This window comes from Pararhodobacter sp. (assembly GCF_034676545.1).
Taxonomy (GTDB): Bacteria; Pseudomonadota; Alphaproteobacteria; order Rhodobacterales; family Rhodobacteraceae; genus Pararhodobacter.
Genome location: NZ_JAUCBZ010000015.1, coordinates 421,043 through 444,124, shown reverse-complemented (window position 1 = coordinate 444,124; position 23,082 = coordinate 421,043). Strand labels below are relative to the sequence as shown.

The following is a 23,082-nucleotide window of genomic DNA, read 5'->3' as shown; positions in this document are numbered from 1 at the left end:
AATCTCAGATGCTGCTGGAGTTCGGAAACAGGAAGGCAAAGGCGATCTTGCGCGCCCACGTCTGGGTCAGAGTTTCCTCGACGACGCCCAGCCGTTCGTAAGCGTGGATGAAGCGGTCGGGGGCGGTCAGGATGCCGACATGCTTGGCGATGGCGCGGGGTGCCATTCGGAAGAGGATCAGAGCGCCGGGCCTGGCATCAGCCGGGCTGATTTCCGGCATCATCTGACGCGCGCCCTCGGCCAGCACCTCGCACGGACCGGTCTCACCCCAATCCCGGCTGTAGGGAGGGATAAGGAAAGGCTCGTCGCCCACCACTTCGCGCCAGACGCCGCGCGCCAGCCCTAGGCAATCGCAGCCGACCCCGCGCCGACTGGCTTGATCGTGGTAGGGCGTGCCGAGCCAGCTGCGGGCGGTGGCGACAACGATAGCTGGATCGGCGGTGATCACAGCACGTTTCCCTCATGACCGCCGTCCTGACTGGCATAGCGCAGCACGGCATCCTGGCCGGGGATGTTCGGAAAGCCCCGGAAGTTGGCCGTGTTGGCGAACTTGGTGCTGCAGGTCGCTATGCGCTTGTCACAACCCGCCCGCGCGATGAAGCCGTCGCCCTCGGCGATGGCACGCACCGGCGCTTCCAGCAGGATCAGGCTGGCGATGCTGCCATCCAGCCCATGCGCCAGAACTTCAGTGATGCGCCCAGCATTCGCGCCGCTCGTCCAGGTCAGGGTACCGGAGGTGAACCAGCCCGCGTCAAACCCGGCAAGGCCAGAGGCCATGAAGGCCCGGTCACGTAAAAGGTCCGTGACCAAGCCGGTGCCCTTGTAGATGGCGTTTTCCAGGTCGATGCCGCAACGCGCATCGCCCAACCTTGCGTCACAGCCTGCCTGAAACGTCCGCCCAACCGTCTGGCCCAGCACATGGGCGAGCGACCGGACCTCGGCCACGAAAGCCATGCGACCCCGCCGGATTTGCCCGACAGCACCCCGGCGCAAGAGCACGCGCTGGCTGGTGTCTGCCCAATTGACCCGCCATAACTCCACCGCGGCGTTGTCCCAGCGCCCATCGAGGATGTCGGTTTCGGTAATGCGATCCGAGGACAGCACACCGGTCGCGTCCTGCGCATCGACAGCCAAGTCAGACCCGGCGCGGATTTCCGAGGCGGCAAAACCGCTTTCCGGCTCAAACGCTGTGCCATCGAAGCTGAGGGCGCGGTCAAGATCGGTGAAGCCAAGCGCCACCCCATCTGCCCGAGAAATCCGCCAGCACCATGACAAAGTGGTGGTGCCATCATCGAGATGGGCCTGCAGCGCAGGGGAGAGGGATTTCATCTGCGGATCTCCAGGAGCGGGATGGCGGTGATCGATCCCAGCCGTTCAAAGTCGAGGGTCACGTCGAGCATGTCGCTGTCGAAGCGCACCGGCACATCGAATTCGAAACCGGCACGAACGATGACGCCACCCGCAGGGGCGGTGGTGAAGGTGATGACGCCGGTGGTGGTGTCCAGCGTCCAGCCTGACATCTGCTCGACCATGCCCAGCGCGATGCGGACAGTTCCAGCCACCGGTTTGGCGATAGTCCGCACCCATGTTTGCGCGCCGGAGGTATAGCGTTTCGCCAGTTGGAAGGTTTGCAGGCTGCCGGTCCCGGTTCCGATCTGCTGGTCAGTTGCGGTGATAGCTTGCGACGGCAGGGCGGATTTGTAATCGGCCCAATCCTTGTAGCGGAACCCATGCAGGCGGCCGTTGCGGGCCTCGAAGAAGGCGACGACGGCCGCCAGATCGTCAGCGCGGCGGATGCCATAGGCCACGTCATAGCGGCGACGGCTGTTGGCCCAGCTGGCATTGCGTTCCTCGTCGCCCGAGGCGAGTTCCACGATCTGTGTCCGCCGTTCCGGCCCGCCGCGCGCGCCACGGCTGATGTTGTCGGGGAAGCGCACCTCGTGGAATGCCATCACATGCCCCTCCGGCCGAGGGACACCGCGCGGGCGATGTCCGCCGCAACCTGTGTCCGGGACTGCCTGAAGCTTTCGGCGTCCCGGGTCATGATGGTGACGTTGACAGCGGGGGCGCTGGACTGACCTTGGCCGTATCCGGCGGCCTCGCGGCGCGACAACACCCGCTCACCGCGTTGAAGGATTGCCGGAACCTCGTCGGGTTTGATTCCGGCCCAGCCACCGGAATGCATGCGCGGCGCATTGGCAAAAGCCAGCGCAGGCACCATGCGGCCCGGGCCCGGCGCGCCGACCATGCCACCGGCGTGCAGAATGTTGGCGAAGATGCCACCCGCACCGCCCAGCGCGCCCGACAGCGCATTGGCAATGGGGCCGAGGATGAAGCGTCGGGCTGCCAGTTTGGCCAGATCGGCGATCATCGAGGTGACCAAGTCGCGGAAATCCAGCTTGCCGGTTTTCACGAAGTCGGCCACGGCGTTTTCGGCTGAGGTGAAGGCGCTGACCAGCGTGCTGCCGATGTCGCCGCCGATATCGCGGGCTTTCGCGGCATAATCGGCGAGCGCCGCCGTGACGGCTTGCCAGCCGGTCAGTGCCGTATCCGCGCCCTCTGCTGCCGCTGCCCCAGCGTCGCGCGCGGCACCGCCAGCGCCATCGGCTGCGGTCGCGGTGTTGTTCAGTCCTGCCGTGAGGGCGTCGGCTGATCCGGCAGCATCCGCCAGCGCCGCTTCGGCCTCGGCACCGGTGCCGGTCATGGCATCCTTCAACGCCTGCCAGCTGGCCAGCGGTCGACCGGCGGCATCGGCCAGCATCCCAGCGGCCTCGCGATAGCCGTCAGCGCGGGCGCGCGCGTCGTCTGCCATCGCGCCAAGTCCGAGGTCGGGTGGTTCCAGATAGGTCTGGGACAGCGCGGCAGAGAAGGCATCCGCTGCGGCTGCGCCTGCAGCTGTTGCGGCACCCTCAAACGGGTTTCCGATCCGGCTGAGTTCTACGGGATCGAGTGTGCCGATCCGCACCCCACCTTCGCCAGTGGCCCATTCGGGCAGCAGCGCCAGCGCGGCGTTCAGCCCGTTGATGAAATTGTTGATGCGGGTGACGACGCCGTTCAGCATCGCCTCGACGCCCGAGATCAACCCGTTCGCGGCCTGGAAGGCAAAGTCACCGATGGCGCCGGGCAGACTGCCCCAGATCGCGACGGCAGCATCATAGGCTCCCTGGAAGATTGCAGCCGTCCGGTCGCCGAAGCTGACAACGCCAGCAATGGTGCCTTCGAGGGCCGATAGCCCGGCCGTCTTCAGCCCCTCCCAGCCAGCTGCCATGTTGGCGAATGCGGCGTCGAGCGACAGGCCGATGCGGGACCAGACATCCCGCGCGAGATCGCCCAGCAGGCGGAAGGCTTCGCCCACTCCGCCAACCCGGGCGACAAGCTGCGAGAACAGATAGACCAGCTCTCCGGCGCCGACGATCAGCGCTCCAATGCCGGTGCGGATCAGCGCCCCGCGCAAAATGACTAGAGCGGTTGCAAGGCCGCGTACCCATAGTGCCGCAGCAGCCAAGCCCGCCACCCAGCGCCCCGCCATGACGGCGGCGAAGGTGGCAGCGTAAGAGGCCAGCCGCCCGAAATTGCCGATCAGCGCATCAATGGCTGTCCGCAGTATCCCGCCATCGGACGCGAGGGAGATGAAGGCATTGGCCAGCGCCTCGACCGATGGGGCCACGGCCACGGCGATGCGGTTGTGCAGGCCTTCGAACACCAGCGACATGGTGCCAAGGGCGACTTGGGTGCGCCGCAGGGCCTCGATGGCGTCGGTGTCCAGCACCGCGCCGAGGTCGGACGCCTGGTCGCCCAGCCGCGCCATCTCGGCCCCACCATTGCGCAGGAGCGGAAGGAGCCGCGTGGCGTCCGAGGCCATGGCCTCCAAGTAGAAGGTCATCTCCTGCTGGCTGAGCCCGGCGCGTTCCAGTGTGTCGACGTAGAGCTGCAGCGCTTCCGGCCCGGAGAGGCGGGCAAACTGATCCGCTGTGACCCCAACACTCGGGGCTACACTTTCGAAGAAATCCGCCATAGGCCCGCCGCCGGTCTGCAGGAAATCCCCCACCCGGTCGTTCACGTCCTTCAGGATATCGGCGAGCTTTTCCTGTTCGATCCCGACCGTCCGCGCCCCGGCCGACCAGCGCTGCAGGGCTTCGGGCGTAGCATTGGCGACCTGTGCGAACTGCCGGATTTGCGCGGCGCTTTCGGCGGTGGAACGGACGATCAGGCCGAGCGAGGCAGTGGCGGCTGCGGCGGCCGCAGACATGGCGATCCCGACCCGGCGCGCAAAACCGGCAAGCCTGGTGTTGGCCAGTTCCATTTCTCGGGAAAGACGGCCAAGGCCCTTTGCGCCAGCTGTGCCGACACCTTCCAGTTCGGCGCGGACCTGGCGGCCGCCCTCGGCGACCAGACGAACGCTGACCCTTTTTTCAGCCATCGCGGCCCCCTTCCATCTGTTCGTTCAGTTTGCGCACCATCACTGCCTCGATCTCGGGCAGCAGTTCGGCAGCGATCAGGGTGTTCACGCCCAGCGCCTGCGCCAGCGCGAGGGCAGCGCCCATGTCCCAGCCGAGCACGGCGCCGGGGATGACGCGCAGTTGCCCCCCAAGGCGACCGACAAGATCCCAGACCTGCCAGCCCTCCGGCGTCTTTGGCCGATTCAGTTTTCCGGGGCAGTCAGGGCAGGGCCCTGCGCAGGCCGCGCAGTACCGGTCGCCCCCGCCGAAGGACCAGTCAGCGAGGGCGCGGAGACGTTTTTTTCTGCGTCCAGCAGCAAGCCGCGCGCGACATACTGCGTCTGGAAAGCCTCGAAGACCGGCCAGATTTCCAGGAGGGCGTCGATGCCCTCGGGTGAAACGGGGATGATGTTACCTGCGTCATCGCCGACACCCTCCCAATCCAGTACCGCGCGCCGCGCCACGGATTTGGCCATGGCCAGCGCCATTTCCTCTTGGGTCGCGCCCTCTGGGAGTGTTTCCACCGCCAGATCGGCGCGCGCCGACACCATCAGCGCGGTGGTCAGGGGGCCGACCCTCAGGCGCAGGCCGGGCGCAAGGTCCAGCCATTCGGGCGTGGCGGTCAGGTTCAGTCGGATCATCGGTGGGCCTTTCTCAAAACAAAAGCGACGTGCCGGGGCACGTCGCTGGGGAGGGTGGTCTACGAAAGAGACGGTCTGTTCAGGTCATTGGAGGCAGCATTTCTTGAACTTCTGGCCACTGCCACATGGGCAAGGATCGTTTCGCCCGATCTTGCCGGTGAAGACGCCGTTGAACGGATCACCGCTGCGGGGCATCAGGGATGACACGACGTTCAAGCGCCCTGCCGCTTTCTTCGCCAGATACTCCGGCGTGAAGCAGTACCATGGCTCGAGTTCTGCAATGGTGTCAGTGATCAGCGTGTTGCTGGAAATCTCGGTAAACCAGTCGGGCCGACCAGCAGCCACCGTCGCCTGAAGGCGCTCGGTGAAATCTTCGAATCGGCTATGATCGGGGGTGATCAGACCACTGTCGAACGCGGCGCGCACTGCCGTGTCCATGTTTGCAAGGCCAAGAGCCGCGATGCATTCCGCCCAAGACCACCAGACTTCCTCGCCCGTCAGGGTGCCGGTGAGGTCAAAGAAGTCGATCAGGAACTGCGTGATGCTCGGCCGCAACCCCGGGTTTTCCAAGGCAACGATGGCCAGCGTGTCGAACATCTCGCCACGCAGGAAGCCATCGGCGGCATCGTCCAACAGGATGTCGAACAGCGGTTGCAGATCGCCGTCAAACACCCCTGCCATGACACGCGCAGAGGCTTCGGTGATCGAATCCCCCAGCAATGCATCCAAAAACTCCGGATCGCGCCGGAGAAGCTTTGCCAGCGGGCGATAGGCCCGTGTCTCACGCCATTCTGCCAAAAGGAAGAAGATGAAGACAAAGGCATCCATCCGCTCGAGGTCGTCGATCTTTGCCGTTTGCAGTTTGCCGATGTAATCCAGAAAAACCGGCACCATGGCGTCGCGCGATTGCCCTGCCGCTTCCAGAGCTTCGCGTGGCAGGGGGCCATTGTCCTCCAATGCAGCTATGATTTCGGCGGGTGTCATGTGCGGAACCTTTCATCGGGGAATCGTTGAAGGGAATACCGCCATTCCGCGCCCGCTTCCACTGTTCGGATCGTCCTTCATGCCGAATTCAATAGGTCGCAACAGTGTTGACGAGAACGGCGGTGCACATGCGGGCGGGGCTGGTGGCTTTGGCGGCCTGCCAATCGAAACTGGCCTGCACGCCTTGCGGCCCAGCGATCTCAATCCGGGGGATTGGCAGATAGACGGCGTGGGCTGTGAACGTGAAACTGGCGTTGGCCCCGAGGCTGTAGACGAACTCCAGCTCGCAGGGGCTGCCGTCGATGGCTTGGGTTACCAGCGTGCTGTCCGAAAACCGCACCTCGATCCGACCGGTGAGCGCGGCCATGGTCGGGTCGGCGCCGTCAATACGCCCATCGCCCCGGATGGTCTCGATCCGGTCGAGGTTGTTGGAATAGGTGATCTCGGCAGAGACGACATTCCCGAGGGCTGTGCCATTGCGTTTCACCGTGCCGTTGAAATGGCCGAAGCGTTGCAGGCCCAGCGCGGTGGGCGTGCCAGCTGCTGTTGCGGCGGCGATGGTTTCGCCTTGGGCCACCAGCCTTGCGGTGGCGGTCAGCAGGCCCGACCGCTGCATTTGCCAGGACAACTGATCCAGCACGCAGCCGGAATACATGGCGAAGCGGGGCACTTCCGGCATTGCGGTTTCAACCGCCATGCTGGGCAGCGTCCAGTTGCCCGACTGAAAGGTGTGGGTTTTGGGCGTCGTGCCCGTTGTGACCGGTTGGCCGAACGCCGCCTTCAACCAATAGCCGAAGGCCTCGACGTCGATGGGGATCACCACCTCGCCGTCGGCGGTGACCGCATCCTTGATCGGGGCCAGCGGATCACGGCCATAGCCCAGCAGCTCGGATTCCAGCAGCGGCTGTTCCGATCCGAGCGTCGCCCGGGCGAAGGGCATCAATCGGAACCCACTCACCGGCGGGGTGCCGTAAACCGTCTCATACGCAAGCGCCATCTGCGCCCGCGCGCCTTGCGCACGTGCCATGGGGGTCTCCTCGATGTTGGGGGTGTCAGGCCAGCGGCCCGGTGGTGGTGTAGTGCAAAACGACGGTGATCACCGCCGCCTTCAAGGCTGCAGCGCCTTCGATGGGAAGATCGACCGAGGCGGGGGCTTCGGGTTCAACCCAATCGCAAAGGCCGCCCAGCGTGCGGTCGGCTTCCAGTGCGGTGCCGATGGCTGCGATCAAGGTGTCGAAGGCGCTGGCCCGGCCGGTGCCAGCCTGGACAACGACTTCTAGCTCGGCGCGGTGCTGGTAGTGGTAGAGCAAGGGCGACAGCGTAACCTCCGGTTCGCCGGGCTGGCCATCACGCAGGATGATCAGTCCAGACGGCGGGATTCGCTCGGGCAGGATTTCGTCGCGCAGGACAAGGGCGGCAAGTGGTTGCAACCGCGCAAGCAGCGCGGCGAGGATAGTTTCGCGGGTCGTGGGCATTGCAGGTATTTACGGACAACTCTTAAGCAGGGTTGGGTTCTCTGTTAAAATAGTGATGCCACCCTTTTTGAAGTCTGCATCGTTAGTTAAAAGTTTCCAGCCGTTTTCTCGGCAAGTTTCAGATAGAATCAAGTCGTTAAAGTCCGCCCCGCCACCCTCGATCTCACCAAATACCTCGCCATGATTGGCCTTTGAGAACATCGTATCTACTGGGCTTGCAATCTTCAGTATCTGCTTGCATGCATTTGATATCGTCTTAGAAAAAGTGATCCCAGAGGCGCTCTTTCGGAAGCTTTTAAAGTCTCCATAGTGCTGCCCTGCGGCCGAGAATTCAAGACGAAAGCTACGATTTACATATTCGCTCAGAATAATGGAATCAACAAGTATCAAGGCCTTGCATTTCAGCATATTTGAAAGGACTGATGAATATTTTTGAACCCAATGAGGACTGGGACTTCCAGAGGACGGGTTCAGATAAAGCCAGATGTTTGCATCAATAAGTATGGGCTCATCTCTTTGAAACGGGTGCGTCGAAGCCGATACGGCTTTATTCGTCTTCATCGGTTTCCTCCTTCCAGGCAGAGTCGTAAGCCGCTTTGTTCGAGAAGTAGCGCTTAGCATTCTCAACAGCATGCTCGATTAGAGCTTCGTCATCGTCCGAAAGATCAGAGAAATTAACGCGGCCTTCTACAACGCCATCCAAATATTTTCCGCTAAAGAGTTGACCTATAGCGGCATTCAAGAAAGCAGTGATAATTGTTTCTCGCCCTTCAAATGACAAGATAACATCATTTCCGGCCTCGAGTTCAGCGGAGATGCAATCATGAACCTTCTGGGCATCATCTGTGGAAACCCAGACTGTGCCTCCAACAATATCTGCAATCCTTATTTTAACTTGCTTGGTCATCCTGTGAGCCTCACCCTTTCTCCGATACGAGCTTATAACTCTTCGTGTCGGCAGTATTAATTGTGATATTGACGGCTGTTCCAGGAAACGAGGCGGCCATTCTGCTCGATGACACTTTTCCAGCGTGCATTTCCCAATATCCCCTGTCGGATACAATCTGCAACCGGCCCCCATTCATGGTTATGAAATCCTTCAGGAGTTTCAGTCCCAGCCCGCCCGGCACCGGGCCTTTACGTGTTGTGTTGCCGCCCGATAAGGCCCACTCAATGGCTTCGTCGGAGCGCAACTTTATTCCCAGCTCGCGCTGTAGTTTGCGCCTAATCCCAATACCTGCGTCTGCAATGCAGAATTCTAGAACATGGCGTTGAGGAAAATACTGCCCACATGCATCAATCCCGTGGGCTGTTTCAGAATGATCTGCCGCATTCGCGAAGATCTCAAGGATCCCCTCTTTAAATCTTCTGTCGAGGCCCGCCGACATCTTGGGCATGTCTTTTCCTCTGAGATGCGCCTTCAGGTATTCAAAGAATGGTATGCTTAGGTGAGTGGGGAAGTTTTGAAATGGAATTGTTGTCCCATAGGTATCATGTGCTGGGTGGTATCCATAATGCGTAAGGAATCTGTTTTTCCGCAAGATTAATTCAGTTTTCTCGCCGAAATTGCATATTGCTACTTCATTGCTTTCTTTTAAGCGACAAAGAACAACGCTCATTGGTGACGACATATTTGCGTCGAACCAAGCGCATTTAGAAAAATCCAGCTCTATTTCGTCAAGCCATGCCTCTTTAGTGGCAGAAAAGAGCGTTGCCAGCTTTTCAAATCCCTCATGACAACATCTGATGGACGTCACGTCTTGCTTTATTGTGACCACTGGGCGTTTCCTAGCAGCTTGGCCGATGTCGGGCTGACAAAGTAGATGACATTTGACCCAGCGGTTTGCTGATGTCAAATTATACAAGGATCCACCCCGCCACGATGCGCCCCGGCACGCCGTCCACCGCCCGCTCCGCATCCCGCGCCAAATCCAGTCGCTTGCGCAGCTTGACCTGCGGGACCAGCAGGAAGATCGGCACAGTCGCCACACCGCGTCCAGTCTTCGACTTTGACGCCACAGCACGCCCCTTCGAATTTAACCGCCCCTCGGCCACCAGCAGGCTCGGCCCGCGACGGCGGTAGATGAAGCGCAGGCGCAGGCCGGTGCGGCGCTCCCATTCGCCGGGGGTGATGCGGCCGCCGCGGGTCGATTTTCCTGCCGCCGGGGTGGGGATGGCCAGCCAGAACCCATCCTTGGACCGGATCAGGGGCCCGGTGTTATGCGCGCCGATGATCACCGGGGCGTTGGACCAGACAAGCGCGGCCGCATTCAGGCTGTCGCCGGATTTCGGGAAGCTGGCGAGGCGGATGGAGTTGCCGAGCCTTGTGCCCAGCCCCGCGCCGGTGATCTGGCCGCGCCAGGCGGATTTCAAGGAGGTGCCCGCCTCGCGCATGGCTGCGGACACGGCCCTTTCCCCGGCGGCGATTTCGGCCTTCATCAGCGCAACCAGATCGGGATCGAACGCGATCTTCAGCTTCATGACGGTCGCAGGTCCAGCGACCAGATCAGGCGTTCGCGGTCACGCACCGGCTCGCCCTGAATGGTGAAGCTGTCAGTGCCGATCACGATCAGATCGCCCGTGCGCGGATCGGGCAGTTCGGACACCCGGACGTCCACCGTCATCGTGTCGCTGACAAAGCGGGCCGCCCCGAATTCCGTGATGCGGTCCGGGGCGAGGCGGATGACGCGGATCGGGCGTTCTTCGGATGTGGTGGCGGAAATCCACACTGCGGCCGCCGCCATGGATGGGTTGGCGTAGATGCGGTCCAAGGCGGCGGCGAAGGCGTTCATCGGAAGCGCCCGTCAGTTCGAGGTGTGAATGCGGATCGCGATGCGCGGCCGCTTGTTCACCGGCAGGATCGAGGCTTCCGTCATCAGGTCGATCCACCGGCCTTTCTCGTCGAGATGCTGACGCGCATAGAGCGGTAGCCCCATGGTATTCGCCGCCTCCAGCAAGTTCGCCGGGCCGCCATAAGTGGTGAAGGTGTCCATCGTGCCCAAGGGGAACGCGATGCCCTCGCTGGCGGGGACCAGCCGTTCGGTCGCCTTTGTGGATAGCGTGACCGTGCCCGCGTATTCCTCGAACACGATGCCCGCGAAGGGGAAATTGCGGCGCACATCCTGGCGCAAGGGCTGCGCGCCGGTGGCGGCGTAGAACTTGTAGGCCTCTTCGGTCTTGGGATGCGCGATCAGCTTGTCAAAGAATTCGCGGCTGACGAGGGCATGCACGTCCGACATGCTTTCGCCGAGGAGGTTGTCTTCGATTGCCCGCAAAACTTCGCGCACCTTGCCTTGGACATTGGTGCCAGCCGTGCCGAGGACGAAGTCGACCGAGATTTGCGCGAGACCAAATTCGGTGAAGTAGTTGTAGAGGGTGGTGCCAGCCCCATCTTTCACGATGCCGCGCAGGGCGTTCATCTCCATGTATTCGCGGGTCTGGGCGTGCTTGCGCCGCATCAGCTGCAGCTTGCGGTTCATCACCTCGACCAACGGGTCGGCACCATCGAAGACGCCCAGAGCGGGTTGGCCTTGAATGTCGCCCGGTAGGATCACATCGTCATGCGGGATCCACGGCAGGGCGAAGCTGCGCATCGAGCGGCCTTCCCGCGTGCCGACGGTAGCGGGGCCGCCCAGCGGGACGGAGGGCAGCAGGTTCAGCACCCCCTCGTATTGCTCGATGATGACCGACCGTTGGCTCACGCCCTCGAAACGGAAGAGGCCGATCTGGCCGAGGCGGGTGTAGAGGTTGGGCAGGATGTTGATGGCCTGCGTCATCTCGGCCAGCGAGTAACCGCCAGCGTCAAAGGGATTGCGGACAAGGGTCATGGGGTGCTCCGGGGGATTGAGGGGATTGGACGTCAGACGCCGTCGCGGGCGATGATGCCGACGGCGGCAAGCTGGGCGATCTTGGCGGTGATCTTGGTGCTGTCATCGACGGTGGCGCCGTAGGCAAGGCCTGCGCGCGAGACGATGGAAGGGCCACGGGCGACGATAATGCCCACGGCATCGGCGAGGGTCGCATCGACGGCATAGAGCAGCACGGCGCTGGCGACCTGCGATCCGTCAGCCCCGGTCGCGGGTGACAGGGTGTATTTGCCGCTGGCGGTGATCTTCCCCAGCACTGAGCCGACCGGATAGGGCAGGCCTTGCAGCAGGGTGATCACCTCGCGGGTGTAGTTCGGGTTGACCTCATATTTGAGGACATCGCCCATGCTGGGCTGTTCCGTCAGGACGGGCATTGGTCAGTCTCCATGGTTTTGGGGATGGGGAAGGTGGGGGCTGGCGGCGCGGATCAGCGCTTTGCGTCGGTCGCAGCCTTCTTGGCGGCAGCGATGATCGGGCTGTCTTTCGCGGCAGCTGCTGCCGGGGCTGTCGCGATGATGCCAGCGGCATCGCTGCGGGCGGCGAGATCGGCCAAGACCTGAGCGCGCAGGGCCTCGGGCTTCAGGCCTTTCGTGACTGCATCGGCAGCGTCGATTGTCACGCCGAGCCGAGCGGCCTGCGCGCAAACCTGCGCCACCTCGGCGGCTTCGGCTCGCACGGCATCTGCAGTCATGGTGGCGGTGACGGGCGCTGCCGCGTTCACCGGTGGTTCGGGCGGGGCAGGTGCGACCGCGACCGCAGGCATTGCCACAGGAGGAGCGGCAACTGGTGCCGGGGTCGGGGTTTCTGTGGGCGTGGTGGTCATCTGTGGACCCTTTCTGCTGGGGGAGATTGTGCCGCGGGGTGCGGCGGCGAAGGCGTGGAAAGCGGTCACGGGATCGGCGAGATCGTCGGCCAGACCGGCGGCAATGGCGTCGGCCCCGCGGAACACGGCTGCTTCGGTGGCAAGCGCGGCGGCTTGGGTCAGCCGATCCCCGCGCCCAGCGGCGACAGTTTCGGCGAAGAGGAAGCGCACAACTTCCAGCTCGCGCTGCATCTGGTCGTGCACCGCTTCGGGCAGGGGCTGATACGGATTGGCATCGACCTTGTGCGATCCGGCGTGGATCAGGGTGACGGCGATGCCTTTCTTATCCAGCGCGCCACTCATATCGGTGTGCAGCGCCACAACGCCGATGCTGCCGACAGCGCCGGTGCGGGGCAGGATGATCCGGTCGGCCTGGGATGCCAGAACGTAGCCAGCCGACAGCGCATGCTCCGCCACGAAAGCATGGACCGGCTTTTGCAATCGCGCCGCTCGGATGCGGTCCGCCAAGTCAAAAGCACCCGCGACCTCACCGCCGAAGCTGTCGATGTCCAGTGCGATGCCTCGCACGCCCGGATCGGCCAGCGCCGCCTGCAGCTGGGCCGCGATGCCCTCGTAGGAGGTCAGGCCCGAGGATTGCCCGATCCAAGCGCCACGGTGCACAAGTGTGCCCGCGATTTCGATGACGGCGATGCCATCCACTACAGCAAAGGGCTGGCTGCCGTTCCGTTGATGGTGCTGAGCGAGATCATTGCCAAATAGAGAGGCGCGTGCGGGCAGGGCTGCTGCTGCTGCATCAACGGTTTCCACATCCAAGCCTTGGAAAGTGATGTCCTGCCCGGTGATGCGCGGCCCAAGCCCAGACAGAAACGCCAGCGCCTTGGCCGGGTCGACCATCAGCGGTGTGTTAAATGCGCGTTGGGCGATTTGGGCGTGGTGCATCATTCGCCCTCCTTGGGGTCGGGTTTTTCATCGGCGGTGTCATCGGCCTCGTCGTCCTTAGCGCTGTCCTGATCCGTATCTTTTGTCGTGCCTTCACCCGGCCCTTGCGCGGGCGACCCCGGCCGACGGAAGTCGAGGCCCAGCGCCAATTCGCGTTTGCGCTCGGCTGCGATTTCGCGGTCGACCAGCTCGGCGTCGTAGCCGCGCTCCGCCAGTGCCTGAGTGCGCGATTTCAAGCCCGCTTCGATCTGCAGGATCTCGGCCGAAGCGTCCTTCATCGGGTCGATCCAGTCCCATTTGGTGGGCAACCAGGCGCAGGTCTGATATTGGCGGCGCTGGCTGTCATAGCCCGGCAAGTCGATGGCACCCGACAGCACCGCCACATCCATCCAGCGGGCCCAGACGGCACGACACAGCTGGAACACCAGCACGCCGTGCTGCCAGGCTGAGATGCGGCGGCGGAATTCGATCAGGCTGATCCGCGTGTTCGAGAAGTTGCCCTTGGCCGTGTCGCCAGTCAGGTAACCATAGGGCACGCCCAGCGCCGCCGCGATTTGGAGCAGGGTGCGATACTGGAACGGCTCATAAGTGCCGCCCGAGTCTGGCGTGGCTGGCGTCGAGACATCCTCGCCGGGATCCAGCCGCACGACTTGGCCGGGTTCAACCTCCAGATCCTCTTCAGTCGGTTCCAGCGGTGTTTCTGGCGCGGGCGACGTGATGAACATCGCGAACATCGCCGCGATTTTCTTCCGCTCCAGCTCCGCGTCGTCATAAAGGTCCAGCGTGAACAGTTTCACGATGGCGGCGGCGAACCGCGACACGCCGCGCAACTGGCCAGCCTCGACCGGATCGAGGACATGGATCACATCACCAGCTGGAACGCGGACGGTTTCACCCGCGAGGCCGGGATCGGTCAGATCGCCCGGATGGCGGCGCAGGAAGTGATACGCGACACGTCGGCCAATGCCGTCAAACTCGATGCCCTGACGGATCAGCCCCGCGCCGGGCAGGGTGCGGTTCATGTCGAGGGGCAGCATCTCGGCGGGCAGCATCTGCAGTTGCAGCGGCACGGTCAGGCCGTCTTCGGCCCGGCGCGGTCGGATGCGGATGAACACCTCGCCCGACAAGAACACCTCGCGTGCGGCCCGGCGCTGCAAGCCGTAGAAATCCGTCAGCCCTTCGGCATCAGCATCGTCGGTCCAGGCGAGCCATAGCGCCTGCAATTCCTCTTTCTTCGCGGCATCCGCGATGGTCGAGGAAGGCTTGATCCCATCGCCCACCACATTGCTGGCGAAGCTTTCCACCGCGTTTGCCGCATAGCCATTGTTGCGGACCAGCCAGCGCGCCCGAGCGGTGATCGTGTCGCCCGAGGCCGCGATCAGCGTGTTCACATGCGCGCGGGATGCCCTAAACCCGCGCAGGCGACGATGGGCCTGTGCGGCATCGAAGCCACCAATGATCGAGCCGATGCGCTGGCGGAATGCCTCGAACGCCATCGGTCACAGACCCTTCGAGGCAACCGTGCCCCAGCGGCGACGACGTGGCGCGCCGGTCGTGGCCGTGGCAATCCGGGTTTCCAGGTCGCTGATGGCGTTCGCCAGTTCAGCGTCCGAGCCATAGTTGATCGATTTGCCGTCATAGCTGACCGAGCGGACGCCTGCGTAGCGCGCCTCCTGCAGCGCCGCTAAGAGCGCTCGCATCCGTTCCAGATCCATCTCAATCCCTCATGAAGTTCGGTGTGTAGGCCCGGCGTTTGCGCCGCGGTGTTGTCGGTGTTCCGGCCTTGGGCGCGGTTGGGGCCGGTTCTGCTGGGGCCGCAACCTGTGCAGCCGGTCGCGTCTCAACCCCGGCCTGCGCCTCCAGCCGCCGCCAGGTCGCCTCGTCCCAGCGGTCGGCGCCCATGATCCAAGCCGCCGCCCGGGCATAGACGCGGGTGTCGAGGGCCTCATTGCGTTCCCGCATCTTCTGCCATTCAGGGTGGGCATAGCCGCGCTTGTTGCGCACCGTGACCAGCTGTTCCGCCACCAGCTGTTTCAGCCATTCGGTGTCGATCCAATCTGGCAAGTGAACGGTGCCGGGCGCGTCCAGCACGCCCAGCGCCCGGTCTTCATCGCTCGGCCGTTCCAGCCGCAGGAAGCGGTAGGTTTCGGTCTTGAACGTCGCCGTGGCCACCGACCACAGCCGCGCCCCGCGGCGCAGACGCTTGCCGCCGATGGTGGCGTCGACGAACGTTGGGCCCGACACTGGCGTGGCGCGATTGAAGCCCTCAAGCCCTTTGATCGGCGAGACCTGATCGAAGCCTTGTTTTCTGGCCCAAGCGTAAACCGCCGGGGCTTCATAGCCGGTATCGATGGCCAGCTTGCCGATCACCATCACCGCACCATTGGCACAGGTCCATGTCCGACCGAGCAGGGCTGTCAGCTTGTCCCAGCATGTCGGATCGTCTGGACCACCGGCAATCACGATGTGATCGACCAGCCACGACTCCAAGCCCCGGCCCCAGGCCCAGACATCGACCTCGATCCGATCCTTTTGCACATCGACGCCAGCCGTCAGGAAAAGACCACCGACGGGAACCTGCGCACCGCCATAGGCTTCGCGGCGCTCGGCCAGCCGCTGCCACTCGGGGGCGTCGCCGCTCTCGATCCATGTCTCGCCCAGAAGCGTGTTGCGCGCTACACGCAGCATCTCCTCCGAGCCTTGGGCCGCCAGCCATTCCCGCGCGATCTGCTGCCAGCTTTTCCAGCCCAGCGGCGAGTAAAGCGCCGAGATATGGAAACCGATGGAATGCGGGTCAGCAGAAACGGCGGTTGCGCGCCACTCGCCTTGCTCCAGCATCCGCGTCTTGTGATGCTCGGCGATTGGCTTCTCGCAGCCCTCGCAATGATACGCCGCCGTGTCGGGCCGACCTTTGTCCCAGCGCAGGCGTTCAAACTGCAGCCACTGCATTGCCCCGCAGTGCGGGCAGGGCACGAAATACCGACGCTGATCGCTGGCATCAAACTCCCGTTCAATGCGCGACAAACCCCGGATTGTCGGGGTCGAAACCATGAACACCTTGCGCCGGTGCGAGAAGGTGGTGGTCCGCGCTTCAGCCAGCGTGACCGGATCACCTTCCTCGTCAGCAGAAGCTGGATAGGCGTCGACCTCATCCAGAAAGATGTAGCGCGCGGGCATCGACCGCAGGCCGGTGGCCGAGTTCGCGCCGGTCAGCACCAGGATGCCGCCGGGGAATTCCTTCGACAGCATCGAGTTGCCAGCATCGCGCGACCGGGCCGGATTGACCCGTTCGCGCAGAGCCGGGCTGTCTGCGATCAGAGGATCAAGACGACCCCGCGACGTGCGTTTGGCGAGTTCCAGCGATGGCAATACCGCCAGCATCGGCCCGGGCGCATGATGGATGACAAAGCCGATCCAGTTGTTGCCAGCCTCGGTCGCGCCAACCTGTGCGGCCTTCATGAACGAAATCCGCTGCGCCGGGTGCCGGGGTGACAGCGCATCCATGATCTCGCGCAGATAGGGAGCACGCGCAGTGCGATACCGCCCTGGCTCGGCCGCACCACGCGAGGACAGCCAGCGGTGTTGATCCGCCCATTCCGATACGGTCAGGTCTGGGTCGGGGCGCATGCCCTTTCGCCAGCTGCGGAGGATGTCCTTGGCCCCGTCAAACTCTAGGTCGAGGTCGACGGTAAGGTCATCGCTATCCGAGGGAAACTCGGAGATCGGCGAGGTCGTCGAGGTGCTGTCTGACATGGGCTTCCAACACCCTCTGCAGGATCGCGGCCTCGATGATCACCGGCGTTCCGGTCTGTTTTTCCACTCCCAAGGCCACTTCGGCCGCCATCAGCGCCGCCACTCTGTTGGGCCAGGTGACCCAAGTATCGCGTTCCTGTCGGGCCAACCGGAACACCAGCGCTTCCGCCCGGGCCCGGTCGACCAGCGTGCCCTTCTTCTTCTGGATGCCAAGCTGCTTGTCCTGCGCCTGGTAAACCGTCAGCGCCGTGCGGGCCTTCAGATAGGACGAGCTGTCAGCAGCGCCGCTGAACCCGCTATCGCCGCCGGTGCTGCGGCGCTGCTGATCCGGATCGGTCATATCAGCCCGGCGCACGTCGGACGCGGCGGCGTTGATCGACCCGTCGCCATAGACCACCAGCCGACTGGCGCGGCGCGCCTTCTGGATGGCCCCACGCGAGAGGCCGGAATGGGCGGAATACTCGCGTTCGGACATACCTTCCATGGCGATTGAATTGACCTCAAGATATTGGAATTAAACGGAAATAATCTTCTTATTCAGTTGATTACACTCCCGTGCAGAGCGATTCTGGGTCCAAGGAAAACGATGCAACTCACCCCCGGAGACCACGCCATGAACACCAAGACCACCCCCGCCAAAGCCCCCAGCGAAGCCCTGCTGCTGGAGATCGCCAGCAAGCATTTCCACAGCATCGAGACGCTGGAGACCCAAAACAGCGACCGGCTGGACTTCCACGATGTCGCCGTCTGGGCGATCCGTGCAGCACTTGAAGCGGCCTACGCTGCGGGCGTCACCGCCGCGACGAAGCGCTGAGGGAGGGCAGGGACATGACCATGGCCACCACCACCATCCGCATCGAAATCGACACGCTGCCCGACCATCTCGACCGCTCGCGCCCCAACGTGGTGGCGGAATCCATTGACGCCGCGCTCAAGGAAGCTGGGGTCAGGGCCGACTGCTCGGACCTCTTCTCGCACATAAAGATCGACCTGCCGACAGCACAACTGGCCGCTGCCAGCGCTGTGCTGGTCGATCTGCAGCTGATCTGAGGCGGCACCATGAGCACCCGCGCGCAGATCGCCATCCAGATCGGGCCAGAGGAATGGGCGCATGTCTACGTCCACTTCGACGGCTATCCCGCCCACATGCTGCCCGCGCTGGCGCGCTGGAAGCCGGAAGACATTCTCGCCGCCCGGGAGATACGGCAGGTCACACGAGAGGCACTGGATTGCTTCAGCCCGCCCCGTGCGCCGCGCATCCTGTCCCGCCCGACGCGGGAGTTTGCCCATCTCTACATGTGGATCGGGTGCCAGTGGGTGGCGGTCGAACCGAAGGTCGATGCGCCCGGAGTGTAATCAGAAAGCACTGATATTGCTTGGATTTACCTACACTAACCGCTCCGCCAGAGCGATGGTGATTATACGGAAACGATGCAACTCACCCAAAGGACACTCGCCATGTCAACCCGCCGCGCCGCCACCGACAACGCCAAAGCCCTCGACGCATTCATGACCTCCAAGTTCCAGATCGACGCGATGCTGGAGCGCCTGAAAGTCCTGAGCGACGACCACTTCGAGACACACCCCGACGAGATCAACTGGGGCCACGTCGGCACCCTGAACCACTACGCTAGCCTTCTGCGCCAGATCACCGACGCTGCGTTCAAGGAGGGCGAACATGCCGCTTGATCCCGCCCAGCGCCACCAGATCGAACAGGAAGCGATCTCCGCCGCATGGGAAGCCGAACGCCTCGCCGCGTGCGACGACGCCATCGCCCTGCTGCGCGAGATCGCCGATCTGGACCGTGACGACGATGGTGACGTGATCATCGGCGCGGATGCCGACGGCCACAACGACCTGAGATCGCGCATCACCGCCTTCCTTGCCACGCACGACCACTAGAGGAACGCCATGACCAAGCTGACCGATACCCAGGCCATCATCCTCAGCGCCGGGGCCCAGCGCCCGGAAAATATCGCCTTGCCGCTACCCAAGGGGCTGGCCGGTGCATCGGCCAAGATGGCTGTGTCGAAGATGATCGATCATGGCTGGCTGCAGGAGGTCGACGCCAACCTGCGGCGGAATGAACCGCTTTGGCGCGAGACCGGCGATGGCCATGGCACCACGCTGGTGGTGACAGACGCTGGTCTGCTGGCCATCGGGATTGAGCCGGTGGTGGTGAAGACAGTGGTCGCGATCCGCGAACATGCCGCCAAGACACCAGCTGCCCAGCGGAGGACACCGAGATCAGGTACCAAACAGGCAATGCTGATCGCGATGCTTCAGGCGCCGGAGGGGGCAACGATGGAGGAGATCATTGCCGCGACACATTGGCAGACCCACACAGCGAGGGGTGTTATGTCTGGTGCTTTGGGCAAAAAGCTGGGGCTGGCTGTATCGTCGGTAAAAGACGCTGAACGTGGACGTGTATATCGAATCGGTCCACCTAATTGACGTCGGTGGCGATGTTGGATTTGAAATGTTGCAATTCATTTATTCTGGGTTCGCGTTTGCTTGCGTGTACGCATATCACCGAAAAATCGACGAACAGGGTCTTTCATCGCCAATTCTCGATGGAGTTTCCCCTCCGTGAAATATTCGGCGGGAGCAATTAGGAACTTCCCCTCTGACCGCCCTTTCAGCCAACATTCGGGGGGCATTGTGCGATCGTTCGGTCTTTTGTCTGTTTTCAGATAGATTACAAAGCTTCCGACCGAAAATCGGACAGAATTGATCCCTCCGTGCCTCGCAGGTACTGGCTCTCGGTAATAGTAAACATCGCCGTCCAGCTCAACCAAACGGACTACTGCGACATCAACTGACGAAGGGATTGGCGCATTTTCAAACGCAACCTCCTTTAACAAGGAGCTGTATGGGCCGATGTCGATCTTGCCGAAATGTTTCTGCGTTGCTGTGAATTTCCAAGCTATGCCTGCTGCAAATCGGAGAATTTGATCTCCGTCAACATGTCCCATTGCGGCGAACGAGCCGAGCTCTGCTCTGACTCCACGAAGGCGCTTGAAAAGCGTATAGGCATATCCCTCCCAGCGCCCGAGGATGCCGTCACAAGCTGCACAAAGGAGACTGGGATCATAGTTTCCGGTATTGCTAACTTTTGGCCGCGCTTGGCCTTCATGAACTATCAGTAGCTGCTCGCCCCGTTCGACCTTTACCTCCATGACGAAGGCCTCGGGAATCAAGTGCGCCTTGATCGTGTCGCTTGCACCGCAGTTCTGACATGCCATATACGTTACGCCCTTCAGTAGCCTTGACCAGACTGTAACTGATCAGATCAGCACAATCTAAGTATAAGCTGTTGCCGTTAGAAATGTCCCATGTTGAGCACACTGCCGTCTTCTGCCTCGGCGTCAGCCTGAACTGGACACCGCCTTTTTCCCCGTCGCCATTTCCCACCGCCGCACGGCGACGTCGCAATAGACCGGGTCCAGTTCAATTGCGAAGCACCGCCGCCCAGCGCGTTCGGCGGCAACGATCTGGGTGCCGGAGCCGCAGAACGGCTCGTAGATCAGGTCGCCGGGATCCGCGAACGCCGTCAGCACCGCCTCGACCAGCGCCACCGGGAAAACCGCTGGGTGCGATCCGGCAGCCCCCAGCCCGCCCTTGTGGCGCATGATCCGAAAAACACTGTCAGGGATGCGATGACTCTGGATCGCGTTGCCGGTGCCGGTCTTGGCGTGGACGGTGCCGTCGGCCCCGCGCAGACCACCGCCGCCGAGGGTTTCCCCCGCGTGCTTGGACGGGACCGTCTTGTGGGGTTTGCGGGGCGCGCGGTTGAAGTGGAAAATGAACTCGTGCGACGGGGCCAGGCGGCCGTTCCAGTCGCCCGGCAAACCGGGGCCCTGATCCCACACATACCAGCCAAACCGCCGCCAACCAGATGTGCGCATCCATTCCACCCATCCTTCCCAATAGGGCTGCCATTCGCTGTCGCGGTGCACGAGGCCGAGGTTGACCAGCAGCTGCGCCTCGGCGGTGACCGGCGCTGCGGCGAACACGCCCTGCATCAGCGCATCCCAATCGCTGACCTTTTCCTTGGCCGCGCCGTAGTCCCGCTGCTGCGCATAGGGCGGCGAGGTGAACATCAGGGTGGCCTGTTCGCCCTGCATCAGCCTGGCGACGACGGCCGGATCGGTGGCATCGCCGCAGCATAGCCGGTGCTTGCCCAGCGCCCAGATGTCGCCCGGCTTCGTGATCGGATCAGCGGGCGGGGCCGGGATCGCATCGGCCGCATCATCAGAAATCGCAGGGCGGTCGTCAGCGTCTGCCAGCAGTGCGTCCAGTTCATCCTCGGGGATCCCGATCAGCCCGAGGTCGAAATCCTCGGCCAACAGTGCCTGCAATTCCTGCAACAGCAGCGCCTCATCCCAGCCGCCCAATTCGGTCAGTTTGTTGTCGGCGATCCGATAGGCCCGACGCTGGGCTTCGGTCAAATGGCCCAGCACGATCACCGGGGCATCGGACAGCCCGAGGTGCGCGGCGGCTAGGATGCGACCATGGCCAGCGATCAACTCGCCGTCGGCCGCGACCAGCACCGGCACGGTCCAGCCGAACTCGGCCATGCTGGCGGCAATCTTCGCCACCTGGTTGGCATCGTGGGTCTTGGCGTTTCTGGCGTAGGGCTTCAGCCGGGCGAGGGGCCAGAGTTCGATCCTGCCCGGCAGGAGGGGCGCATTCATGCCGCCAGCCTTTTCGCCTTCAGGTCGGCAAAGGTCTCGCCGGTATCAGCCAGCACGGCATTGGCGCCGGTAAATTGCTGCCAGCGCTCGATTGCGACATCAACATAGGCAGGGTTCAGTTCGATCCCGAAACACACCCGCCCCGTGGTTTCAGCCGCGATCAACGTGGTGCCAGACCCCATGAACGGTTCGAACACCGCTTGGCCGGGGCTGGAGTTGTTCAGGATCGGGCGGCGCATGCACTCGACCGGCTTTTGCGTGCCATGGACGGTGGTGGCATCCTGGTCCTTGCCAGAAATGTGCCACAGCGTGGTCTGCTTCCGATCCCCTGCCCAGTGGCCCTTGCCGGTCTTCTTGACAGCGTACCAGCAAGGTTCGTGCTGCCAATGGTAATCGCCCCGGCTGAGAACGAGGCGGTCCTTGGCCCAGATGATCTGCGACCGCACGGCAAATCCTGCTGCAACCAGACTCTCAGCCACCGTCGCCGCATGCAGCGCGCCGTGCCAGACGTAGGCAACATCGCCGGGGAACAGCGACCATGCTTCGCGCCAATCGGCACGGTCGTCGTTCAACACCTTTCCGGTGCGTTTGGTCTTGGCTGCGCCCGCCTGATTGCGCCAGGACGGATCGTATTCGACCCCATACGGTGGGTCGGTCACCATTAGCAGTGGCTTCACGTCGCCAAGCAGCCGCCCGACCACCTCGGCGGAGGTGCTGTCCCCGCAGATCAGTCGGTGCGACCCGAGCTGCCACAAGTCGCCCGCCACCGACACCGGCGTGACCGGCGGCTCGGGAATGTCATCCTCACCCTCGACCGCGCCGCCATCCACCTGATCAGGATCGCGCAGCAGGGCGTCCAGATCCTCATCGGCGATGCCGAGCAGCGACAGGTCGAAATCCTCGGCCAGCAGCCCCGCGATTTCGTCGCGCAGCATCGCCTCGTCCCATTCGCCCAGCTCGGTCAGCTTGTTGTCGGCGATCCGGTAGGCCCGGCGCTCGGCTTCATCGAGGTGGCCGAGCCGGATCACCGGCACGTCCTTCAGCCCAAGCATGATGGCGGCCAACACCCGGCCATGCCCGGCGATCAGTTCGCCATCGTCGGCCACAAGGCACGGCACGGTCCAGCCGAACTTGGCCATGCTGGCGGCGATCTTGGCGACCTGGTCCGTGCCGTGGATCTTGGCATTGCGGGCGTAAGGGCGCAGCCGGTCGAGAGGCCAAGTCTCGATCTGGCTCGGCGCAAAGACCAGGTCCATTGGGTCGCTTCCATCTGGGGCAGAGCGGACACGCCGATGCGCGCTGGGCGATGCCAGCGTCAGGATCAGGATCCGCGATGTGGGGAAAACGAAAGCGCCCGCGAGGGGTGTCCTCCGGGCGCAATTCTTCGATGATCAATGGGTAGGTCAAGGGGGGCAGCTTTGTCAAATGAAAAATGCACGCGGATTCAATGGCTTCCGTGCAGGT

General features: G+C 63.0%; 30 protein-coding genes. 6 read left to right on the top strand and 24 right to left on the bottom strand.

The window, feature by feature from the left end; genetic code table 11:
- Nucleotides 1–4: 4 nt before the first annotated feature.
- The 21 genes from VDQ28_RS05625 to VDQ28_RS05525 all read right to left on the bottom strand — a co-directional run bounded on the left by VDQ28_RS05625 (nt 5) and on the right by VDQ28_RS05525 (nt 17,404).
- On the bottom strand, nt 5–448 hold the full coding sequence (locus VDQ28_RS05625; protein WP_323035003.1) for an NlpC/P60 family protein: 444 nt from the start codon (nt 446–448) through the stop codon (nt 5–7).
- Nucleotides 445–1,329 carry a DUF2163 domain-containing protein gene (locus tag VDQ28_RS05620; RefSeq protein WP_323035002.1) on the bottom strand — a complete coding sequence of 295 codons (885 nt, stop codon included), beginning with the start codon at nt 1,327–1,329 and terminating at the stop codon, nt 445–447. Before VDQ28_RS05620 ends, VDQ28_RS05625 begins: the two co-directional genes overlap by 4 nt.
- A complete protein-coding gene (locus VDQ28_RS05615) occupies nt 1,326–1,952 on the bottom strand; it encodes a DUF2460 domain-containing protein (protein ID WP_323035001.1) in 627 nt (208 codons plus the stop codon). Before VDQ28_RS05615 ends, VDQ28_RS05620 begins: the two co-directional genes overlap by 4 nt.
- The gene (locus VDQ28_RS05610) at nt 1,952–4,420 is read right to left on the bottom strand and encodes a phage tail tape measure C-terminal domain-containing protein (protein WP_323035000.1); all 2,469 of its coding nucleotides are present in this window, start codon (nt 4,418–4,420) and stop codon (nt 1,952–1,954) included. Before VDQ28_RS05610 ends, VDQ28_RS05615 begins: the two co-directional genes overlap by 1 nt.
- Entirely contained in the window at nt 4,413–4,544 is a 132-nt protein-coding gene (locus VDQ28_RS05605; protein WP_323034999.1) for a hypothetical protein, read from the bottom strand. Before VDQ28_RS05605 ends, VDQ28_RS05610 begins: the two co-directional genes overlap by 8 nt.
- A gap of 98 nt (nt 4,545–4,642) precedes the next feature.
- Nucleotides 4,643–5,080 carry a hypothetical protein gene (locus tag VDQ28_RS05600; RefSeq protein WP_323034998.1) on the bottom strand — a complete coding sequence of 146 codons (438 nt, stop codon included), beginning with the start codon at nt 5,078–5,080 and terminating at the stop codon, nt 4,643–4,645.
- Between the two features lie 84 nt (nt 5,081–5,164).
- Nucleotides 5,165–6,064: a DUF1186 domain-containing protein gene (locus VDQ28_RS05595; RefSeq protein WP_323034997.1), complete on the bottom strand. Its 900-nt coding sequence runs from the start codon at nt 6,062–6,064 to the stop codon at nt 5,165–5,167.
- An 88-nt stretch (nt 6,065–6,152) separates the two neighbouring features.
- Nucleotides 6,153–7,091: a phage tail tube protein gene (locus VDQ28_RS05590; protein WP_323034996.1), complete on the bottom strand. Its 939-nt coding sequence runs from the start codon at nt 7,089–7,091 to the stop codon at nt 6,153–6,155.
- 25 nt (nt 7,092–7,116) lie between these two features.
- On the bottom strand, nt 7,117–7,539 hold the full coding sequence (locus tag VDQ28_RS05585) for an acyl-CoA transferase (RefSeq protein WP_323034995.1): 423 nt from the start codon (nt 7,537–7,539) through the stop codon (nt 7,117–7,119).
- A gap of 9 nt (nt 7,540–7,548) precedes the next feature.
- Entirely contained in the window at nt 7,549–8,100 is a 552-nt protein-coding gene (locus VDQ28_RS05580; RefSeq protein ID WP_323034994.1) for a PIN domain-containing protein, read from the bottom strand.
- Nucleotides 8,087–8,446, bottom strand: a complete 360-nt coding sequence (locus VDQ28_RS05575; RefSeq protein WP_323034993.1) for an STAS-like domain-containing protein — start codon at nt 8,444–8,446, stop codon at nt 8,087–8,089. Before VDQ28_RS05575 ends, VDQ28_RS05580 begins: the two co-directional genes overlap by 14 nt.
- A gap of 10 nt (nt 8,447–8,456) precedes the next feature.
- Nucleotides 8,457–9,317, bottom strand: a complete 861-nt coding sequence (locus tag VDQ28_RS05570; protein ID WP_323034992.1) for an ATP-binding protein — start codon at nt 9,315–9,317, stop codon at nt 8,457–8,459.
- 79 nt (nt 9,318–9,396) lie between these two features.
- Nucleotides 9,397–10,020: a DUF6441 family protein gene (locus VDQ28_RS05565; RefSeq protein ID WP_323034991.1), complete on the bottom strand. Its 624-nt coding sequence runs from the start codon at nt 10,018–10,020 to the stop codon at nt 9,397–9,399.
- Nucleotides 10,017–10,331, bottom strand: coding sequence for a head-tail joining protein (locus tag VDQ28_RS05560; protein ID WP_323034990.1), 315 nt, complete (start codon nt 10,329–10,331; stop codon nt 10,017–10,019). The genes VDQ28_RS05565 and VDQ28_RS05560 overlap by 4 nt, the downstream gene beginning before the upstream one ends.
- A gap of 12 nt (nt 10,332–10,343) precedes the next feature.
- Entirely contained in the window at nt 10,344–11,366 is a 1,023-nt protein-coding gene (locus VDQ28_RS05555; protein WP_323034989.1) for a major capsid protein, read from the bottom strand.
- Nucleotides 11,367–11,398: 32 nt separating this feature from the next.
- Entirely contained in the window at nt 11,399–11,779 is a 381-nt protein-coding gene (locus VDQ28_RS05550) for a head decoration protein (protein WP_323034988.1), read from the bottom strand.
- A 53-nt stretch (nt 11,780–11,832) separates the two neighbouring features.
- Nucleotides 11,833–13,167: a S49 family peptidase gene (locus VDQ28_RS05545; protein WP_323038070.1), complete on the bottom strand. Its 1,335-nt coding sequence runs from the start codon at nt 13,165–13,167 to the stop codon at nt 11,833–11,835.
- On the bottom strand, nt 13,167–14,663 hold the full coding sequence (locus tag VDQ28_RS05540) for a phage portal protein (protein WP_323034987.1): 1,497 nt from the start codon (nt 14,661–14,663) through the stop codon (nt 13,167–13,169). Before VDQ28_RS05540 ends, VDQ28_RS05545 begins: the two co-directional genes overlap by 1 nt.
- A gap of 3 nt (nt 14,664–14,666) precedes the next feature.
- Entirely contained in the window at nt 14,667–14,882 is a 216-nt protein-coding gene (locus tag VDQ28_RS05535; protein ID WP_019956322.1) for a phage head-tail joining protein, read from the bottom strand.
- A 1-nt stretch (nt 14,883) separates the two neighbouring features.
- On the bottom strand, nt 14,884–16,920 hold the full coding sequence (locus tag VDQ28_RS05530; RefSeq protein ID WP_323034986.1) for a phage terminase large subunit family protein: 2,037 nt from the start codon (nt 16,918–16,920) through the stop codon (nt 14,884–14,886).
- A complete protein-coding gene (locus VDQ28_RS05525) occupies nt 16,868–17,404 on the bottom strand; it encodes a hypothetical protein (RefSeq protein WP_323034985.1) in 537 nt (178 codons plus the stop codon). Before VDQ28_RS05525 ends, VDQ28_RS05530 begins: the two co-directional genes overlap by 53 nt.
- A 129-nt stretch (nt 17,405–17,533) precedes the next feature.
- On the opposite strand from VDQ28_RS05525, the gene VDQ28_RS05520 reads away from it, so the two are divergent.
- The 6 genes from VDQ28_RS05520 (at nt 17,534) to VDQ28_RS05495 (ending at nt 19,375) form a co-directional block, all read left to right on the top strand.
- Nucleotides 17,534–17,734, top strand: coding sequence for a DUF6900 domain-containing protein (locus VDQ28_RS05520; RefSeq protein WP_323034984.1), 201 nt, complete (start codon nt 17,534–17,536; stop codon nt 17,732–17,734).
- A 14-nt stretch (nt 17,735–17,748) separates the two neighbouring features.
- On the top strand, nt 17,749–17,970 hold the full coding sequence (locus VDQ28_RS05515; RefSeq protein WP_323034983.1) for a hypothetical protein: 222 nt from the start codon (nt 17,749–17,751) through the stop codon (nt 17,968–17,970).
- Between the two features lie 9 nt (nt 17,971–17,979).
- A complete protein-coding gene (locus VDQ28_RS05510) occupies nt 17,980–18,276 on the top strand; it encodes a hypothetical protein (protein ID WP_323034982.1) in 297 nt (98 codons plus the stop codon).
- A 102-nt stretch (nt 18,277–18,378) separates the two neighbouring features.
- Nucleotides 18,379–18,609 carry a hypothetical protein gene (locus tag VDQ28_RS05505; RefSeq protein WP_323034981.1) on the top strand — a complete coding sequence of 77 codons (231 nt, stop codon included), beginning with the start codon at nt 18,379–18,381 and terminating at the stop codon, nt 18,607–18,609.
- Nucleotides 18,599–18,823 (top strand): hypothetical protein, encoded by a 225-nt coding sequence (locus tag VDQ28_RS05500; protein ID WP_323034980.1) that lies wholly within the window; start codon nt 18,599–18,601, stop codon nt 18,821–18,823. Before VDQ28_RS05505 ends, VDQ28_RS05500 begins: the two co-directional genes overlap by 11 nt.
- Nucleotides 18,824–18,832: 9 nt before the next feature.
- The gene (locus VDQ28_RS05495) at nt 18,833–19,375 is read left to right on the top strand and encodes a DUF3489 domain-containing protein (protein WP_323034979.1); all 543 of its coding nucleotides are present in this window, start codon (nt 18,833–18,835) and stop codon (nt 19,373–19,375) included.
- Between the two features lie 35 nt (nt 19,376–19,410).
- Here VDQ28_RS05495 and VDQ28_RS05490 read toward each other — a convergent pair whose 3' ends face one another.
- From VDQ28_RS05490 to VDQ28_RS05480, 3 genes are all read right to left on the bottom strand, one after another.
- On the bottom strand, nt 19,411–20,166 hold the full coding sequence (locus VDQ28_RS05490; RefSeq protein ID WP_323034978.1) for a hypothetical protein: 756 nt from the start codon (nt 20,164–20,166) through the stop codon (nt 19,411–19,413).
- Nucleotides 20,167–20,289: 123 nt separating this feature from the next.
- On the bottom strand, nt 20,290–21,618 hold the full coding sequence (locus VDQ28_RS05485) for a site-specific DNA-methyltransferase (RefSeq protein WP_323034977.1): 1,329 nt from the start codon (nt 21,616–21,618) through the stop codon (nt 20,290–20,292).
- Nucleotides 21,615–22,874: a site-specific DNA-methyltransferase gene (locus tag VDQ28_RS05480; RefSeq protein WP_323034976.1), complete on the bottom strand. Its 1,260-nt coding sequence runs from the start codon at nt 22,872–22,874 to the stop codon at nt 21,615–21,617. Before VDQ28_RS05480 ends, VDQ28_RS05485 begins: the two co-directional genes overlap by 4 nt.
- Nucleotides 22,875–23,082: the final 208 nt, after the last annotated feature.